Annotated in this window: 18 protein-coding genes; 10 read left to right on the top strand and 8 right to left on the bottom strand. The window is 73.5% G+C overall.

The annotated features are described in order from the left end of the window. Positions 1 to 24 precede the first annotated feature (24 nt). Together EKG83_RS04270 and EKG83_RS04265 are read left to right on the top strand one after the other, a co-directional pair. Positions 25 to 1,278 (top strand): magnesium transporter MgtE N-terminal domain-containing protein, encoded by a 1,254-nt coding sequence (locus EKG83_RS04270; protein WP_153277870.1) that lies wholly within the window; start codon positions 25 to 27, stop codon positions 1,276 to 1,278. Then, positions 1,271 to 1,771 carry a DUF1003 domain-containing protein gene (locus EKG83_RS04265; protein ID WP_033430403.1) on the top strand — a complete coding sequence of 167 codons (501 nt, stop codon included), beginning with the start codon at positions 1,271 to 1,273 and terminating at the stop codon, positions 1,769 to 1,771. Before EKG83_RS04270 ends, EKG83_RS04265 begins: the two co-directional genes overlap by 8 nt. Here the strand turns inward: EKG83_RS04265 and EKG83_RS04260 are convergent. Next, entirely contained in the window at positions 1,766 to 2,227 is a 462-nt protein-coding gene (locus EKG83_RS04260) for a MarR family winged helix-turn-helix transcriptional regulator (RefSeq protein WP_033430404.1), read from the bottom strand. The genes EKG83_RS04265 and EKG83_RS04260 overlap by 6 nt on opposite strands. A gap of 135 nt (positions 2,228 to 2,362) precedes the next feature. Here EKG83_RS04260 and EKG83_RS04255 point away from each other — a divergent pair, with 135 nt between their 5' ends. From EKG83_RS04255 to EKG83_RS04240, 4 genes are all read left to right on the top strand, one after another. Next, on the top strand, positions 2,363 to 3,496 hold the full coding sequence (locus tag EKG83_RS04255; RefSeq protein WP_033430405.1) for an Mrp/NBP35 family ATP-binding protein: 1,134 nt from the start codon (positions 2,363 to 2,365) through the stop codon (positions 3,494 to 3,496). 97 nt (positions 3,497 to 3,593) lie between these two features. After that, positions 3,594 to 3,746 (top strand): hypothetical protein, encoded by a 153-nt coding sequence (locus tag EKG83_RS04250; RefSeq protein ID WP_153277868.1) that lies wholly within the window; start codon positions 3,594 to 3,596, stop codon positions 3,744 to 3,746. Positions 3,747 to 3,856: 110 nt separating this feature from the next. Beyond that, the gene (locus tag EKG83_RS04245; protein ID WP_033430406.1) at positions 3,857 to 4,135 is read left to right on the top strand and encodes a hypothetical protein; all 279 of its coding nucleotides are present in this window, start codon (positions 3,857 to 3,859) and stop codon (positions 4,133 to 4,135) included. 395 nt (positions 4,136 to 4,530) lie between these two features. Further along, a complete protein-coding gene (locus EKG83_RS04240; RefSeq protein ID WP_033430407.1) occupies positions 4,531 to 5,745 on the top strand; it encodes a helix-turn-helix domain-containing protein in 1,215 nt (404 codons plus the stop codon). 6 nt (positions 5,746 to 5,751) lie between these two features. Here the strand turns inward: EKG83_RS04240 and tatB are convergent, their stop codons facing one another. The 4 genes from tatB to sigE all read right to left on the bottom strand — a co-directional run bounded on the left by tatB (position 5,752) and on the right by sigE (position 8,965). Then, positions 5,752 to 6,129 (bottom strand): Sec-independent protein translocase protein TatB, encoded by a 378-nt coding sequence (gene tatB, locus EKG83_RS04235; RefSeq protein ID WP_033430408.1) that lies wholly within the window; start codon positions 6,127 to 6,129, stop codon positions 5,752 to 5,754. Between the two features lie 51 nt (positions 6,130 to 6,180). Then, positions 6,181 to 7,707, bottom strand: a complete 1,527-nt coding sequence (locus tag EKG83_RS04230) for a S1C family serine protease (protein WP_033430409.1) — start codon at positions 7,705 to 7,707, stop codon at positions 6,181 to 6,183. A gap of 68 nt (positions 7,708 to 7,775) precedes the next feature. Beyond that, entirely contained in the window at positions 7,776 to 8,369 is a 594-nt protein-coding gene (locus EKG83_RS04225) for an anti-sigma factor family protein (protein ID WP_051765483.1), read from the bottom strand. Further along, entirely contained in the window at positions 8,366 to 8,965 is a 600-nt protein-coding gene (gene sigE / locus EKG83_RS04220) for an RNA polymerase sigma factor SigE (protein WP_033430534.1), read from the bottom strand. Before sigE ends, EKG83_RS04225 begins: the two co-directional genes overlap by 4 nt. 188 nt (positions 8,966 to 9,153) lie before the next feature. Between sigE and EKG83_RS04215 the strand changes: the two genes are divergently transcribed. Further along, positions 9,154 to 9,780 (top strand): O-methyltransferase, encoded by a 627-nt coding sequence (locus tag EKG83_RS04215; protein ID WP_033430410.1) that lies wholly within the window; start codon positions 9,154 to 9,156, stop codon positions 9,778 to 9,780. Between the two features lie 24 nt (positions 9,781 to 9,804). Here EKG83_RS04215 and glgC read toward each other — a convergent pair whose 3' ends face one another. After that, positions 9,805 to 11,019, bottom strand: coding sequence for a glucose-1-phosphate adenylyltransferase (gene glgC / locus EKG83_RS04210; protein WP_033430411.1), 1,215 nt, complete (start codon positions 11,017 to 11,019; stop codon positions 9,805 to 9,807). A 91-nt stretch (positions 11,020 to 11,110) separates the two neighbouring features. Here glgC and glgA point away from each other — a divergent pair, with 91 nt between their 5' ends. After that, positions 11,111 to 12,274 (top strand): glycogen synthase, encoded by a 1,164-nt coding sequence (glgA, locus tag EKG83_RS04205; RefSeq protein WP_033430412.1) that lies wholly within the window; start codon positions 11,111 to 11,113, stop codon positions 12,272 to 12,274. A 96-nt stretch (positions 12,275 to 12,370) separates the two neighbouring features. Further along, positions 12,371 to 13,729 carry a hypothetical protein gene (locus EKG83_RS04200; RefSeq protein ID WP_033430413.1) on the top strand — a complete coding sequence of 453 codons (1,359 nt, stop codon included), beginning with the start codon at positions 12,371 to 12,373 and terminating at the stop codon, positions 13,727 to 13,729. A gap of 358 nt (positions 13,730 to 14,087) precedes the next feature. Here the strand turns inward: EKG83_RS04200 and EKG83_RS04195 are convergent, their stop codons facing one another. Then, positions 14,088 to 15,539, bottom strand: coding sequence for a leucyl aminopeptidase family protein (locus EKG83_RS04195; RefSeq protein WP_033430414.1), 1,452 nt, complete (start codon positions 15,537 to 15,539; stop codon positions 14,088 to 14,090). Between the two features lie 125 nt (positions 15,540 to 15,664). Continuing rightward, positions 15,665 to 15,832, bottom strand: coding sequence for a DUF3117 domain-containing protein (locus EKG83_RS04190; RefSeq protein ID WP_012783412.1), 168 nt, complete (start codon positions 15,830 to 15,832; stop codon positions 15,665 to 15,667). A 263-nt stretch (positions 15,833 to 16,095) separates the two neighbouring features. Between EKG83_RS04190 and EKG83_RS48875 the strand changes: the two genes are divergently transcribed. Then, positions 16,096 to 16,875 carry a PaaX family transcriptional regulator gene (locus EKG83_RS48875; protein ID WP_033430415.1) on the top strand — a complete coding sequence of 260 codons (780 nt, stop codon included), beginning with the start codon at positions 16,096 to 16,098 and terminating at the stop codon, positions 16,873 to 16,875. Positions 16,876 to 16,878: the final 3 nt, after the last annotated feature.

Raw genomic sequence — 16,878 nt, 5'->3', positions numbered from 1 at the left:
GGCGGGCGGACTAGCCTGATCAACGTGGGAGCCGTGAACCGCGTCTTCGCCGCCCAGCTCGCCGGCCTGCCCGTGTTCGGCCCCGACGGGGAGTCGATCGGCAAGGTCCGCGACCTGGTCGTCGGCCTGCGCGTGGACCGCCAGCCGCCGCGCGTGCTGGGCCTGGTGCTGGAGCTGGCGACCCGGCGGCGGATCTTCGTGCCGATGCTGCGGGTGACCTCGATCGAGCCGAACGCGGTGACGCTGGCCACCGGCTCGGTCAACCTGCGCCAGTTCCACCAGCGCACCAACGAGGTGCTGGTGGTCGGCGAGCTGCTGGACGCCCGCGTGCGGCTCGACTCGGGCGCGGCCGCGGTGCTGGTCGACGCGGCCATGGAGCCCAGCCGGACCCGCGACTGGCGGATGACGCGGGTGGCGGTGCGCGAGCGGACCGGGCGGCTGGGCCGGCGCGGGCCCGTGCAGGTGCTGCGCTGGGAGGAGCTGACCGGGCTGTCGGTGACCGAGCTGGCCGACCAGCCGCAGGGCGCCCAGCACCTGGTGGCGGTGTTCGAGACGATGCGCGCCGCCGACGTGGCGCTGGCCCTGCACACGCTGCCGGCCAAGCGCCGCTACGAGGTGGCCGAGGCGCTGGACGACGAGCGGCTCGCCGACGTGATCGAGGAGCTGGGCGAGGAGGACCAGAAGGACCTGCTGGCCCACCTCGACGACGAGCGGGCCGCGGACGTCCTGGAGGCGATGAACCCCGACGACGCCGCGGACCTGCTGGCCGAGCTGCCCGAGCGGGAGAAGGACCGGCTGCTGGAGCTGATGGAACCGGCCGAGTCGGCGCCGGTGCGGCGGCTGCTGGAGTACAGCTACGACACCGCGGGCGGCCTGATGACGCCCGAGCCGGTGGTGCTGGCGCCGGACGCGACGGTGGCCGAGGCGCTGGCGCACGTGCGCAACCCGGACCTGACGCCCGCGCTGGCCAGCATGGTGTTCGTGTGCCGGCCGCCGACGGCCACGCCGACCGGCCGCTACCTGGGCAGCGTGCACATCCAGCGGCTGCTGCGGGAACCGCCGTCGGACCTGGTGGCGGGCGTGCTGGACACCGACCTGGCCACGCTGTCGCCCGCCGCGTCGCTGGGCGAGGTGACCCGGTACTTCGCCGCCTACAACCTGGTGTGCGGTCCGGTGGTGGACGAGACCGACCACCTGCTGGGCGCGGTGACCGTGGACGACGTGCTGGACCACCTGCTGCCGGACAACTGGCGGGAAACGGGGCTGACCCATGCCTGAGCCCCAGTCGCGCCGGCGGCTGGACCAGCCGCGCACGGCGACGCCCTTCCGGCTGGTGCTGGACCCGGAGCGGTTCGGGCGGCTGGCCGAGCGGCTGGCCCGGTTCCTGGGCACCGGGAAGTTCCTGTTCTGGCAGACGCTGCTGGTGCTGGCGTGGATCACGCTGAACCTGTTCGCGGTGTCCCTGCGCTGGGACCCGTACCCGTTCATCCTGCTCAACCTGGCGTTCTCCACGCAGGCCGCCTACGCCGCGCCGCTGATCCTGCTGGCCCAGAACCGGCAGGACGACCGCGACCGGGTGGCGCTGGAGGAGGACCGGGCGCGGGCCGCGCAGACCAAGGCCGACACCGAGTACCTGGCGCGGGAGCTGGCCGCGCTGCGGCTGGCCGTCGGCGAGGTGGTGACCCGCGACTACCTGCGCGGCGAGCTGGAGCGCGTGCTGCTGGACCGCAAGAAGCAGAAGAGGCAGCTCAGGGACGACGTGCCGTCATGAGCCGCCGGCGGCGAGCCGGTCGCAGGCCCGGCCGAACGCCTCCAGCCCCGCGGCGTCGAACACCTCGGCGAAGTGGCGCGCCACACCCGCGAGGTGGGTGCCCGAGGCGACGCGCAGCCGCTCCAGGCCCTGCGGTGTGAGCACCGCGACCACGCCGCGGCCGTCGCCGTCGGCCCGCTCCCGCAGCACCAGGTTCGCGCGTTCGAGGCGGTCGACCAGCCTGGTCACGCCGGAGCGCGACAACAGCACGGCCTCGGCCAGCTCGGTCATCCGCAGGCGGTGCTGCGGGGCCTCGGCGAGCTGGACCAGGACGTCGTAGGCCGCGAGCGACAGGCGCTGCTCGGCGATCAGTTCGGCTTCCAGCACCCGAGTGAGCCGGGCGTGCGCCCGGAGGAAGGATCGCCACACCCCCAGCTCGGTTCGGGTGGGCAACCGGGCGCTTCCGGTTTCCGGCACGGATACCAATGTTACGGAAAGCACGCAACCGGCTTCGCGCTGCCCCCGGACCCGGCGGTGACCAACCGGTAGCTTGGGGGTGCACGGGCCGCCGTAGCATGGCGGTTCCCACCACTTTCGGCAAAGGCGCGCGCAGTGACTCTTCCAACCGTTGACGACGTGCACAAGGCGTTGGCCGGCGTGCAGGACCCGGAGATCCGGCGTCCGATCACCGAGCTGGGCATGGTGAAGGACGTCGTGGTCGGCTCCGACGGCGTCGTGGACGTGGCGGTGTTCCTGACCGTGTCCGGCTGCCCGCTGCGGGACAAGATCACCGCCGACGTGACCGCGGCCGTGTCGGCGCTGCCCGGCGTGGCCGGGGTGCGGGTGGAGCTCGACGTGATGAGCGACGCCCAGCGCACCGAGCTGCGCAAGACCCTGCGCGGCGGGGTCGAGGAGCCGGTGATCCCGTTCGCCCAGCCCGGGTCGCTGACCCGGGTGTACTGCGTGGCGTCGGGCAAGGGCGGCGTGGGCAAGTCGTCGGTGACGGTGAACCTGGCCGTGGCGATGGCCGCGCGGGGCCTGTCGGTCGGCGTGGTGGACGCCGACATCTACGGCCACTCGATCCCGCGGATGCTGGGCACCGAGGACCGGCCGACGCAGGTCGAGAAGATGATCATGCCGCCGCAGGCGCACGGCGTGAAGCTGATCTCGATCGGCATGTTCACCCCGGGCAACACCCCGGTGGTGTGGCGCGGCCCGATGCTGCACCGCGCGCTCCAGCAGTTCCTCGCCGACGTGTTCTGGGGCGACCTGGACGTGCTGCTGATGGACCTGCCGCCGGGCACCGGCGACGTGGCGATCTCGGTGGCGCAGCTCGTGCCCAACGCCGAGATCCTGGTGGTGACCACGCCGCAGCAGGCGGCGGCCGAGGTGGCCGAGCGGGCCGGGTCGATCGCCGTGCAGACGCGGCAGCGGGTGGCGGGTGTGATCGAGAACATGTCGTGGCTGGAGCTGCCGGACGGGACCCGCATGGACGTCTTCGGCTCGGGCGGCGGGCAGGCGGTGGCCTCGTCGCTGACCCAGGCCGTGGGCGCCGACGTGCCGCTGCTGGGCCAGGTGCCGCTCGACCCGCGGCTGCGCGAGCAGGGCGACGCGGGCACGCCGATCGTGCTGGCGCACCCCGACTCGGCGGCCGGGCAGGCGCTGACCTCGGTGGCGGCGAAGCTGTCGACGCGGTCGCGCGGGCTGGCCGGGCGGCTGCTGAACGTGTCGCCGGCCGGGCGGTAGCTCCGTCTCGGTCGTTCTCCGCCCGGGGGCTGGGCGGAGTCGGGGCACGACCGGGCCGAGGACGACGCTGCCGACCCGGCTCGTGCCGCGGTCGCTGGTGGACGACCCGACCCGGGAGGTGCACGGGCTGGAGATCCGCGCGGTGGCCGGGTTGCCCGGCGGGACGCGGGCCGAGTACGGCGAGATCTTCCGCTCGGAGCTGCACGACCTCGCCCGGGACGACGTTGGTCGGTGGGGTCGGCCCCGCTAACTGCCTGCGGGTGCTGCTGCGCGCGCCGGTGCTGCGGCGGGAGCTGCGCCGCCCCGCCCTCCCCCGCCGGGAGCGGACGTGGCGACCGGGCGGTTCGGCCAGTCCTCGCGGTGGTCCTGGAGGAGCCAGAGGGTGCCTTCGTCGTTCGTGTCGGCCGGGTTCCCGCACACCTGGCAGAGCAGGTTCGCCATGGCTCGGCGTTGCCTGGCTGGGTGGACCGCGCCGAACCTCGGTTTGCCGTGGCCCTGCGCGTCGCGGGTGCGCTTCAGCAGGACGCCCCGCTCGTCGCGGTCGAGGGGTGTTTCGTCGCGGTAGCCGATTCCGCGGTTGCCGGGAAGGACGATCGGGTCGCAGCTGTTCAGTTTTCCGCCGACCATGCGGTCACGTAGGGGACTGGCAACGAGTCGACCGGTTGTGCCATGGACTTCGCCGTGCCGGTTTTCATGAATTTCCTTCAGCCGTCGCGCCGGTCGCGATGTGGAAGATGTCGTCGAACGTCATGGGTTCAGCGCTTTCAACGCACCGGCGATGAAGGCGGAACCCGGTCGCTGATCACCTCTGAGCACCCGGGCCACCGTCGTCCGGTTCACCCGCATGGCTCTTGCCAGCGCGTACTCAGAGGATAACCCGCAAGCTTGGTGAGCTTGCGGAATTCGTTCGAGCGCACTTCGACCGTGAAGGACATGACCACCCCTCCGCGTCAACCCCAAATCATTTTTTGGGGCCTATCGGTTGAAGCCGGGATGAGTACCCTCGGGTTATGCGGCCAGATAACGAGGCGACCGTGGGCGAGCGCATCGCCTACTACCGCAAGCGACAGGGCATCACACAAGAGGTGTTGTGCGGCCTGGTCGGGGGACGCACGACAGAGTGGCTCAGGCAGATCGAGAATGGCAAGCGCGAAGTGGACGAACTGTCCACGATCGTGGCGGTGGCCGAGGCGCTGAAAATTCCATCATCGGCGCTGCTACCGGGACCTTTCCGGGCGACGGCCAAGCGCAAGGACTCGCTCGGCACCGCCCGGACCGTCGTCCCGGCCATCGAAGCCGCGATGATGCGCTACAACGGGATCGCTTCGCTGGCCGGCGTGCCGGACCGGGCACCTGTCGCGCCGGAGCACCTCCGGGCCAGGGTGGAGAAGGCATTCCTGTGCTCGCAAACGGAGCGGTGGTCGGAGATGGCCCCGATCGTCCCGGACATGATCGCGGACGCCTGGCACCTGGTGCACGCCGCCGAGAACGACGAGCAGAGGCGCGCGGCGACCAAACTCCAGGCCCTGGTCTACCGGGTGACCTCCGGGATGCTCGACCGCCTGGGCGAACCGCACCTGCCCTGGGTCGCAGCCGAACGCTCGATGCACGCCGCCGAGGAATCTGACGACCGCCTCCTGATCGCGGGCGGCGCGTGGCGACTGGCTGTTGTGCTGCGCCACGCGGGCCGCCTGGCCGAATCAACCGACGCGCCCGTCACGGCGGCCGACGCCCTGCGTCCCCACCTCGACTCGCCTCAGTCCTACAGCATGTACGGATCACTGATGCTCAAAGGCGCCGTGGGTGCGGCCACGCTCGGCGACCACCGGGCGGCGCGCGACTACTTCGACGAAGCCGCGCGGGCGGCGGAGGTGATCGGGGACCGGAACGATTTCTGGCTCGCCTTCGGCCCGACGAACGTCGCCATCCACCGCGTGTGGCTGGACCTGGAACTGGGTGACCCGACAGCGGCCATCGCGCAGGCGGACAACGTGCCGTACGACAACCTGCCCGAGGAGCTGTCCGAACGGCGGACCTCGCACCTGATCACCGTCGCCTGGGCGCATTACCTGCGACGGCACGATCGCGAAGCAGTGGACGCGCTGAACCTGGCCAAGCTGTCCGCACCCGAACAACTGCTGTTCACCGGCCGGGTGCACTCGATGCTGCGCGGCATGCTGCGCCGCGAACGGCGCTCGATCAAGGGCGACCTGCGCCGACTGGCCGACTTCGTCGGCGTGGCGGCTTGAACGGCCTCAGGTCGCGTCCGGGTCGAACGGCGGCCGCTCGCCCTGCCCCAGCGACCGCTCCGGCGGCCGCGGCGGGGGCGTGGCGGCCGGGTAGCCGTTGGGCTTCTCGGTGGCCGGCGGGTCGTCCCACAGGTGCTTGGTGATGGCCCGCTTCGGGTCGAAGTTGCGCAGTTCCCGCAGGTCCTCCAGCGGCTTGCGCAGCTGCTCGAACTCCGGCCCCATCTCCTGCTTGAGCTGCTCGCGGGCGCCGGTCGCGTAGTCGCGGACCTGGCGGATCGTCCGCCCCACCCACGCCGCCGCCGACGGCAGCCGCTCCGGTCCCAGGATGAACAGGCCGGCGACGATGATCACCAGGATCTCGACCCACCCGATGCTGTCGAACACCCGCCTGCCCGCCTTCCGCGCCCGGTTCCCGCCCGTTCCCCAGCGTAGCCGTCAGTCGGACCGCAGGGTTACCTGCACGGTGAGTTCCCGACCCTGCCTGACCAGCACCACCGGTACCGTCTCGCCGATTTCACGGTCCCTTACCGCGACGGTCAACTCTGCGGCATTGCGCACCAACCGGTCACCCACCCGGATGATCACGTCACCCTCCTCGACGCCGGCCGCCGCGGCCGCGCCGCCCTCGGGGACGTTCTGCACCTGCGCGCCCTCGGCCGTCTCCGCCGACGCCGACCGCACGTTGACGTTCATCTCGGCGTGCTTGACCTGGCCCTCGCGGATGAGGGCCTGGGAGATCTTGCGCGCGTAGTTGCCGGTGATGGCGAACCCGAGGCCGACCGAGCCGCCGGTCTCGGTGCGGATCGAGGAGTTGATGCCGACCAGCGCCCCGGACGAGTCGACCAGCGCGCCGCCGGAGTTGCCGGGGTTGATGGCGGCGTCGGTCTGGATCGCGTCGTAGGTGACCTGGGGGCCGCCGTTCTCGCCCGCCGCGGTCACGGGGCGGTGCAGGGCGCTGACGATGCCCTCGGTGACGGTGTTGGACAGCGACAGCGGCGAGCCGATGGCCAGCACCGTGTCGCCCACGGCCAGCTCGTCGGAGTCGCCGAACTGGAGCACGGTCGGGTTCTCCACGTCGACCTTGACCACCGCGAGGTCGGTCTTGGCGTCGCGGCCCACGACCTGCGCCACGGCCCGCTTGCCGTCGGTGAACACCACGGTCAGCTTGGCCGAGGTGTCCTGCACGGCCGGGGCGACCACGTGGTCGTTGGTGAGCACGTAGCCGGCGCCGTCGATGACCACGCCGGAGCCGACGCCCGCGACGTTGGCGCCCTTGAACTCGATGGACACCACGCTGGGCGTGACCCGGCCCGCGATGTCGGCGACCGAGCCGACGGGGCGCTCCTTGGCGGGCTTGACCTCGGCCAGCGTCACGCCGCCGTCGGTCAGCGGGTTGCCGATGCGGCCCAGCAGCCAGCCCACCACGCCGCCGGCCGCGCCGACCAGCAGCGCCACCACGAGCAGCAGCCCCAGGGCGGTGGGCTTCACGCGCCGCCCGAACAGCAGTTCCGGCACGCTGAGCCGGGGTCCGGGCCGGGCGGCGGCCTCGGCCTCGGCGGGTGCCTCCTCGGTCACGGCGGGCGGTCCGATCACCGCGGACGCGCCGGGGTCGCGCCACGCGTCGCCCGCGGGCCTGCCCTCCCAGAAGACGGGCTCCACCTCGGGCTCGCCGTGCAGGTCCAGCGGCGGGCGCTGCAGGCGCGTGCCGGCGTCGCCGTCGGGCCTGCCGAATGCGGTGGCCAGCGCCTCGGGCGGTGGCGGTGCCAGGCGGACCGCGCCGTTGCCGCCCAGGACGGGGCGGTCGGCGCCGAACGCGCCCGGCACCCCCCGGGGCCTGCCGAACACGGCGGCCTGGCCGGGGTCCACGGCCGGGCGGGCGAGCGGGCGGGGCGCGAGCCTGCGGTGCGCCCCGTCGTCGACTCCCGACCTGGGGGTCCCGTTGCCCTGTTCTGGCTCGCTCATCGCTCCCCGCACGTCGTCACGCAACACCTTCGCGGGACAATCGTGCCCCCTGAGCGGTGAAGTCGCCGTCAGCGGCCCAGGTCGGCCACGGGGCGCAGCGCGTCGGCCCGGTCGGCGCCGGTCAGCGTCGGCGCGACGGCGGGCGTGAGCGGCGGGGTGGTGCCGGAGGCGGGCGTGGGTGCCGGGTCCTCGCCGGCGGGCACGACCAGGGCGAGGGCGCCCAGCATGAGCCCGGAGACCACGACACCGGCGCCCTGGCGGGCGCGGCTGCCGAAGCGGCTACCGCCGGTGCCGAAAGGGCGGCTCTGCCCCAGCACGGGACCGGAGCCGAAGGCGGCGGCGCGGTCGGGCCGCTGCACGGTGACCAGTTGGCCGTCCTCGGTGACGGCGAGGTTGTCGGGCGCGCTGGGCAGCTCGACCTGCTCCGGGATCGCGCCCAGCCTGGCCAGCAGGCCGGCGGGCGCGCACGGGGTCGGCGCGGCGCGCACGGCGGAGCGCGCCTGCTGCTGCGAGTACGCCTCGGCCGCGCAGAACGGGCAGCGCGCCAGGTGCGCGGCGGCCCGGTTGTGCGCCGAGGTGGACAGCTCACCGTCGACGAAGGCGACCACCGCGTCGGGCAGCAGGTGCTGCTCGGGCAGTTGCCAACCTCGCACCTCTGTCATGCAGAGTCCTCCCGAACAAGACCCCGACGGCGTTCCATGTCCAACCGCAGGGCCTGGCGGCCCCGGTGGATCCTGCTCCTCACCGTACCCAGTTTGATGCCCAGGGTGGCACCGATCTCCTCGTAGGAGAGGCCCTCGACGTCGCACAGCACCACGGCCGCGCGGAACTCCGGCGGCAGCTCGTCCAGGGCGGCCTGCAGCTCCGGGTCGAGGTGGGTCTCGTCGTAGACCTCCTCGGGGCTCGGGTCGTCGCCCGCGATCCGGTCCTGCTCCTCGGGCAGGGCCTCCATGCGCACGCGCGAGCGGCGGCGGGCCATGTCGAGGAACAGGTTCGTGGTGATGCGGTGCAGCCAGCCCTCGAACGTGCCGGGCTTGTACGACGCGAGGGAGCGGAACACCCGGATGAACGTCTCCTGGGTGAGGTCCTCGGCGTCGTGCTGGTTGCCGGTGAGGCGGTAGGCCAGCCGGTAGACCCGGTCGGCGTGCTCGCGCACGACCTGGTCCCACGAGGGGACGGTCCACTCCGCGTCCTCGATGGGCGCGGTCGGCGCGGGGGCGGTCGGCTGCTTCGGCATAGGGGGGTTGAGCACCTCCAGTGGGCTGGCTCGCCCTGCTGCACGGGTCAACGCTCGGCGTACCTCACATGTTCCCCGTTGGTCCTGCACTGGAACCAGGTTGACCGGTCCGCTTATAACGATGGTGAGAAGGTGCTGAGAGCAGGCTGAGAATCACGGCTTCGCCCAGTCGGTCCCGGACGGCCGCCTCCGGCGTTAGCCTTCGTGCTGTGGATGCGCCTACGCGCGAGTACGTGGAGCACTACCTGCCCGAGGACGCCGTGCTGACGGCCGCCCGGGCCCGCGGCGCCGAGCTGGGCTGCGTGCCGATCGGGGCCGGTGGCGGCGCGGCGCTGCGCTTCCTGGCGGCGGCGCTGCGGGCCAGGGCCGTGGTGGAGGTCGGCACCGGTGCGGGCGTCGGCGCCCTGTACCTGCTCGGCGGCATGCCCGCGAGCGGGGTGCTGACCTCGATCGACGTGCGGCCGGAGCACCAGCGGGCGGCGCGGGTGGCGTTCGCGGAGGCCGGGGTGGCGGTGTCGCGGACGCGGCTGATCACCGGGCGGGCGCTGGACGTCCTGCCGCGGCTGGCCGACGGGGCCTACGACCTGGTGTTCGTCGACGCGGCGAAGGCCGAGTACCCCCGGTACCTGGAGGAAGGCGTGCGGCTGCTGCGGCCGGGCGGGGTGATCGCGTTCGACAACGTGCTGTGGCACGGGCGGGTGGTCGACCCGTCGCACCGGGACGCGGACACGGTGGCGATGCGGGAGGTGGCCCGGTCGGTCCGCGACGACGACCGGCTGGTGCCGGTGATCCTGCCGCTGGGCGACGGGCTGCTGGTGGCCGCGAGGACGGGGTGAGGGCGGGGGCCGGGCCCCCGCCTTTCACTCGGCCGTGACGTTCTTGCCCAGCACGGTCACACCACCGGCTGAAACCGTGTACCGCTGCCGGTCCATCGCCGGGTCCACGCCGATCAGCGCGCCGTCGGGCACCACGACGTTCTTGTCCAGGATCGCCCGCCGCACCACCGCGCCGCGGCCGATCCGCACGCCGGGCAGCAGCACGCTCCCCTGGACCACCGACCCGGACTCCACCACCACGTCCGACGACAGCACCGACCCGTGCACGGTGCCGGAGATGATCGACCCCGGCCCCACCATCGAGTCCTCCGCGCTGCCGCCCGCGACGAACTTCGCCGGCGGCAGCGGCGGCGTCGCGGTCCGGATCGGCCACGCCCGGTTGTAGATGTTGAACACCGGGTGCACCGACACCAGGTCCATGTGGGCCTCGTAGTAGGCGTCCACGGTGCCCACGTCCCGCCAGTACCCGCGGTCCCGGTCGGTCTCGCCCGGCACGACGTTGTCGGCGAAGTCGTAGACGTGCGCGCGGCCCTGGTCGACGAGCATCGGGATGATGTCGCCGCCCATGTCGTGGTCGGAGTCGGGGTTGGCCGCGTCCGCGCGCAGCGCCTCGATCAGGGCCTCCGTGGTGAACACGTAGTTGCCCATCGACGCGAACGTGACCGCCGGGTCGCCGGGCACGTGCGGCGGGTCGGACGGCTTCTCCAGGAACCGGGTGATCTGCCCGAACTCGTCGGAGTCGATGCACCCGAACGCCTTGGCCTCGGCCCGCGGCACCCGGATGCCCGCGACGGTGACGCCCGCGCCGGTCTCGACGTGCTGCTGCACCATCTGGCCGGGGTCCATCCGGTAGACGTGGTCGGCGCCGAACACCACCACGTGCTCCGGCTTCTCGTCGTTGACGAGGTTGAGCGACTGGAAGATGGCGTCCGCGCTGCCGGTGTACCAGCGCGGGCCCAGCCGCTGCTGCGCCGGCACCGGCGTGACGTACTGGCCCAGCACGTTGGACAGCCGCCACGTGGTGGAGATGTGCCGGTCCAGGGAGTGGGACTTGTACTGGGTGAGCACGCAGAGCTTGACGAAGCCCGCGTTCACCAGGTTGGACAGGACGAAGTCCACCAGCCGGTAGTTCCCGCCGAAGGGCACCGCCGGTTTCGCCCGGTCGGCGGTCAGCGGCCACAACCGTTTGCCTTCGCCACCGGCGAGGACAATTCCCAGGACGTGCGGTTGCCCCTTCACGGCGAAGACCCTAACCGGGTGAGCACCGCCCCACCAACGGCGAGCCGGCGCGTCACCCGGCCGCCCGACTCCGCGGGGTTACGGTGAGCCCGTGCGAATCGGACTGCTGACACGTGAGTACCCGCCCGAGGTGTACGGCGGGGCGGGGGTGCACGTCGGTTTCCTGGTGCCGCGGTTGCGCGAGCTGGTCGACGTGGACGTGCACGCCTTCGGCGGGCCGCGGGCCGACGCGCGGGCGCACGACCCGGCCCCCGGGCTGGAGGGCGCCAACGCCGCGCTCGCCACGCTGTCGGTGGACCTGGGGATGGCGGCGGCGCTGGGCGACGTGCAGGTCGCGCACTCCCACACCTGGTACGCGAACATGGCCGGGCACCTGGCCAAGCTGCTGCACGGCATCCCGCACGTGGTGACCGCGCACTCCCTGGAGCCGCGGCGGCCGTGGAAGGCCGAGCAGCTGGGCGGCGGGTATCGGGTGTCGTCGTGGGTGGAGCGCACCGCGTACGAGGCGGCGGACGCGGTGATCGCGGTGAGCGAGGGCATGCGGGCCGACGTGCTGGACTGCTACCCGGCGCTGGACCCGGCGCGGGTGCACGTCGTGCGCAACGGCATCGACGCGGAGGCGTACCGCCCGGTGCCGGGCACCGACGCGCTGGAGCGGCACGGCATCGACCCCGGGCGGCCGATCGTGACGTTCGTCGGGCGGATCACGCGGCAGAAGGGGCTGGGGCACCTGGTCGCCGCCGCGCACCGGATCTCGGCGGACGCGCAGGTCGTGCTGTGCGCGGGCGCGCCGGACACGCCGGAGATCGCCGAGGAGACGCGGGAGGCGGTGGCGGCCCTGGCGGCGGCGCGGCCCGGGGTGTTCTGGATCCGGGAGATGCTGCCCGCGGAGGAGGTCAGGCAGGTCCTGAGCCGGTCGACGGTGTTCGTGTGCCCGTCGGTGTACGAGCCGCTGGGGATCGTGAACCTGGAGGCGATGGCGTGCGGGACGGCCGTGGTGGCGTCGGACGTGGGCGGCATCCCGGAGGTGGTGGTGCACGGGGAGACCGGGTTGCTGGTGCACTACGACGAGGCGGACGCGGACGCGTTCCGGGCGGGGCTGGCGGACGCCGTGAACGAGGTGCTGGGCGACCCGGCGCGGGCGGCGGCGTTCGGCGCGGCCGGGCGGGAGCGGGCGGTGCGGGACTTCTCCTGGGCCGCGGTGGCGGAGCGGACGGTGGAGGTGTACCGGGCGGCGCTTAACAACGTTAAGTAACCGTTTAATGATGTAGCGTGACATTCATCACACCCGGTTGGGGGCAACCCTCAAGGGCACAAATGCCTCTTTCAGGTAGTGAAGCGACTACTGGCAGTGGCAACGCGATGGGGCGCCCTCCTGCTGGTGGTGCTGACCGCCGCGTGCGCGACACCGGCGTTCAGCACCGAGCGGGTGCGGTTGACCATCGAGGGCATGCCGGTCCTCGACGCGACCGGGTTGCAGGTGCTGGCCGAGGCGGAGCTGAGCTACACGCTGTCGTTCGGGTACGTGGCGCGCACCGGTCCGGAGGCGGTGAGCTGCTGGTTCGCCCGGACCGGTCGGGCGTTCGAGGTGGACACCCGGCTGTGGTGCGGTCCCGTGCAGGTGCCCGGCACGGCGCCCGCGCCCGACTGGGTGCCGGTGCCGCTCAAGGCGGTCGACCGGAGCGACGGCGGGGTGCGGTTGGAGGTGCAGCCGCCCCAGGTGCCCGCGACCGGAGCGCGCAGCGCGCCGGTGGGGAAGCTGGTGCGCACGGACGGGCGCGAGATCGCGGCGGACCGGGGCGTGGGCGAGGCGGGGCCGGACTTCCTGGCGGTGCTGCCGGACGTCGGGGCTCAAGTGGACGCCGCGTCCGCTTTTGTGCGTGACGACCAGCTCGAAGTGCGGGTCACCGGGTACGCGAGGCCCGCGGCGTGGCCGACGGAGGCCGGGGAGCTGCGCGCGGAGCACGGCGTGGAGCTGCGCGTGCTGCGGCTGGACGTGACCCGGCACGGCGAGGTCGACTCGGCGTTCGGCCAGACCCCGTGGCGCGGCTGGCTGCCGCAGCCGCCGGAGCTGTCGCTGGAGGTGCCCGGGCGGCGGCACCGGCTGCCCGCGGACCGGTTGCCCGACCGCGGGTCGGTGCTGGTGGTGTACACGGTGCCGGCCGGGGGCGGGGCCGAGGCGCTGGTGCTCAACACCGTGGGGGCCAAGTCGCTGGAGCAGCGGGTCGAGGTGCCGTCCGGGCAGGTCCTCGGCGCGGCGGCGGGGGTGCTGCGGCGGGGGCCGGGCCCCGAGGCGACGTCGGTGTCGACGCCGGTGTCGGTGGGGACCGCGGCCGGGTCGGTCGAGGTCGTGCGGGCCAGGCTGGGGCGCCAGCGACCGGTGGCGTTCAGCGACCAGTACGAACTGGCCACCGCGGCGCCCGGCAAGGCCCTGCTGGAGCTGCGGTTGCGCGGGCACGGGCTGCCTGCGGTCGTGGGGGCGTGGGCGACGGCGGGGTTGCTGGTGGTCGAGCTGCCGGACGGGAGCCGGGCGCCGTTCGTGGGTGCCCGCTACGGGGGTGAGCTGTTGCCCGCGGCGGCGGTGTTCGAGGTGCCGGAGGACGTGCGCTCGGTGCGGTTCTCGGTGATGGCGGGGGTGGTGACGTTGCCGCAGCTGGGGGCGGTGGCGGTCAGCGGTGGGGAGGCCGGGGTGGTGGGGCTGGACTTCTGAGCTGCGGCTCGGGGGGTGTTTTGGCTGGTGGGGTGGAGTTGGGGGCAGGGGTGGGGGCCATGCGCGCGGGCAGGGCAGGCGCGGACAGGGCCTGGCCGGGGCTGTCTGAAGCCGGGGCCGGGGCTGGCTGGGGCTGGAACTGGCCGGAGCCAGGGCTGGGCGAGGTCGGGGCTGGGTCTGGGGCTGGGGCTGGAATCGAGAGCTGGGGCCGGTCGGCCTCCGCTTGGCCTGCCTCGGCGTGGTCGGCGTCGGAGCGGGTTGGCGGGCGTCGGTTTCAGGGGTGGTCGGCGGGGGTTGCGGTTTCCTCATGATCAACCGAGTGCCGAACCCCCGGTTTACGTACACCTTCCGCCGATGATCACCCGATCGTGTCCGCCCCTCCCCCGCCCCAGCTCGCCGCCAGCTCCACCAGCGTCCGCGCGGCGAACCCCGTCGCACCCGGTACGACCTCGTCGTACGTCTTGTCGGCCCGCGCGGGCCCGGCGATGTCCAGGTGGGCCCACGGCACCCCGCCGGTGAACTCCTTCAGGAACAGCGCCGCCGTGATTCCACCCGGGCCCGGGGGGCACTGCCGCACGTCGGCGATGTCGCTGCGCACGTCCTCCGCCAAGTCCTCCGGCAGCGGCATGCGCCACCACTGCTCGCCCGCCGCCCGGCCGGCTTCCGCCACCCGACGGGCCAGGTCGTCGTCGGTGGCGAACAGGCCGCCGGTGCGCAGGCCCAGGGTGACCTTCATCGCGCCGGTCAGGGTGGCGACGTCCACGAGGTGGTCGGGCTTCAGGGTGTCGACCGCGTACGCGAGCGCGTCGGCCAGCACGAGCCTGCCCTCGGCGTCCGTGTTGGTCACCTCGGTGGTCTTGCCGCCGTAGTGCTTGATCACGTCGCCCGGCCGGTAGGCGGAACCCGACACGTGGTTCTCCGCCGCGGGCACGAGGCCGGTCACCCGGATCGGCAGGCCCAGGCGCGCTATGGCGACCAGCGCGGACACCACCGCGGCGCCGCCGGACATGTCCGTGCGCATCAGGTGCATGCCGTCGGCGGGCTTGATGGAGATGCCGCCGGTGTCGAAGGTGATGCCCTTGCCGACCAGCACCAGGTGGGGGGCGTTCGCCTCACCCTCCCAGGTGAGCTCGACGAGCCTGGGCGGGCGGGACGAGCCGCCGCCCACGGCCAGGACGCCGCCGAAGTCGTGGGCGGCCAGCCAGCGCTCGTCGCGGACCTCGACGCGCAGGCCCGGGACGCCCTGGGCCGCGCGGACGGCGGCCGACGCGAGCCAGGCCGGGTCCTTCACGTTCGACGGGGCGTTGGCCAGGTCGCGGCTCAGGGCGGTGGCGGCGGCCAGGGTGCCCGCCCGGCGCACGGCGTCCGCCAGCTCCGGGGCGGTGACCAGGCGGAGGGATTTCACCCGCTTGGGTTCCTCCGCTCCGGTGATCTTGTAGCGGTAGCCGCCCAGGGCCGCGCCGAGGGTGAACGCCTCGGCCGCGGCGGGCGGCAGGTCCCGCGGCAGCCGGACGTCGTAGCTGGTGGGGCCGCCGTGCTCGGCGTCGCCGTGCAGGGCCCGGACCAGCGCCGCGCCGGCCTTGCGCCAGTCGGCGACCTCGCCGTCGCCCACGCCCGCGTACCAGGTGCCCGCCACCTTCGACGTGGTGCCGGCCTTGCCGGTGACCTCGTCGGGGAGGGGCCCCTCACCGGCTCCCGGGCCGGGTCTGGCCGGGTCGCCCGCGAACGCGACGAGCACCGCGGGCACACCCCGCCGGAGGGTGGTGGCCACCTCGACGGCGACCAGCGGGGTGGGCAGGGGTGCTCGCACGGGCGCTCCTCGACTTCTCGTCCCCGGGGCGCCGGGCCCGGGGGAAACTGCTGGTCACGACAGGGCGACGCCCCGGTTCCACAGTGGAGACCGGGGCCCGCCCGACGCTGTCTCGCTCCGGCTGGTCAGCCAGCGGCTGCCTTGAGGGCGTCGCCCAGGGCGTTGGCCTCGTCCGCCGACATCTCGACGACGAGGCGCCCACCACCCTCGAGCGGAACGCGCATCACGATGCCGCGCCCCTCCTTGGTGACCTCGAGGGGACCGTCGCCGGTCCGGGGCTTCATGGCCGCCATCGCGTGCTCCCTCCGTCAACATCTTCCCCGTCCGACCAGGGCCGGATACCGCCCCCATTCTCCCCTATGCGGACTCACCTGCGAAACCGAACCGATCTTTCCGGCCGCCGTGGACTCCCCGGGTGATCTTGGCCAACGCCCTGCTCAGGGCCAGGAACGCCGTGCCCCAACGACTTCCGCGCCCCTGCGGAAACCGTCACCCGGCCGTGACCCGGGACGGCGCTGTGGCGTGTCGTGGGGCCGCCCTGACACACTCGGCTCTCGTGCGAGCCCGTTCCGCGCTCTTCGACGTCTACGGCGGCCACCTCCGCGAGCGGGGTGGTGCCGCGACGATCGCCGCGCTGGTCCGGCTGCTCGAACCGCTGGACTTCGCCGCGCCGGCGGTGCGCACGGCGGTGTCGCGGACGGTCCGGCAGGGCTGGCTGCGGCCGGTCCGCCTGCCGGGCGGCCCGGGCTACGCCATGACGCCCCGCGCGGAGCGGCGGCTGGACGAGGCCGCGGCCCGCATCTACCGCACCCGGCCGTCCACCTGGGACGGTCTGTGGCACGTGGTGGTGCTGGAGGAGCTGCCCGCGCGGGAGGCGCGGGAGCGGCTGGCCTCCTCGCTGCAGCTGCTCGGCTACGGCGCGCTGGGCCCGGTGACGTGGGTCGCACCGCGCCCGTCGGCGGAGCTGGCGGACGTGCTGGCGGGCGAGGGCGTGCGCGGCAGCACGTTCCTGGGCCGGCACGAGGACGACCCGGCCGCGCTGGCGGCCCGCGCCTGGGACCTGGCCGGCCTGGGCCGCGACTACGCCCTGTTCGTCGCCGAGTGGGAGCCCGTGGTGTCCGCTGTGGACGGTTCCTCGCCGGCCGGGGCGTTCGCCGCGTCGCAGCGCTTCCTGCACGCGTGGCGGAAGTTCCTGTTCCGCGACCCCGGCCTGCCGCGCGAGCTGCTGCCCGCGGACTGGCCGGGCGCGGGGGCCGCGGAGTTCTTCGACCGGCACACCGCGCGGCTGGCGCCGGCGGCGGCCGAGTTCGTCGACGACTGCCTGAGCGCCCACTGACCA

This window comes from Saccharothrix syringae (assembly GCF_009498035.1).
Lineage (GTDB): Bacteria > Actinomycetota > Actinomycetes > Mycobacteriales > Pseudonocardiaceae > Actinosynnema > Actinosynnema syringae.
The sequence above is the reverse complement of the archived record's forward strand: the minus strand, read 5'-3'. Positions and strand labels throughout refer to the sequence as shown.

Excerpts from the sequence above, each read along its gene's own strand:
- EKG83_RS04265 (WP_033430403.1), top strand. The coding sequence starts at position 1,271 with ATGCCTGAGCCCCAGTCGCGCCGGCGGCTGGACCAGCCGCGCACGGCG.
- EKG83_RS04225 (WP_051765483.1), bottom strand. The coding sequence starts at position 8,369 with ATGACAGAGGTGCGAGGTTGGCAACTGCCCGAGCAGCACCTGCTGCCC.
- EKG83_RS04230 (WP_033430409.1), bottom strand. The coding sequence starts at position 7,707 with ATGAGCGAGCCAGAACAGGGCAACGGGACCCCCAGGTCGGGAGTCGAC.
- EKG83_RS04190 (WP_012783412.1), bottom strand. The coding sequence starts at position 15,832 with ATGGCGGCCATGAAGCCCCGGACCGGCGACGGTCCCCTCGAGGTCACC.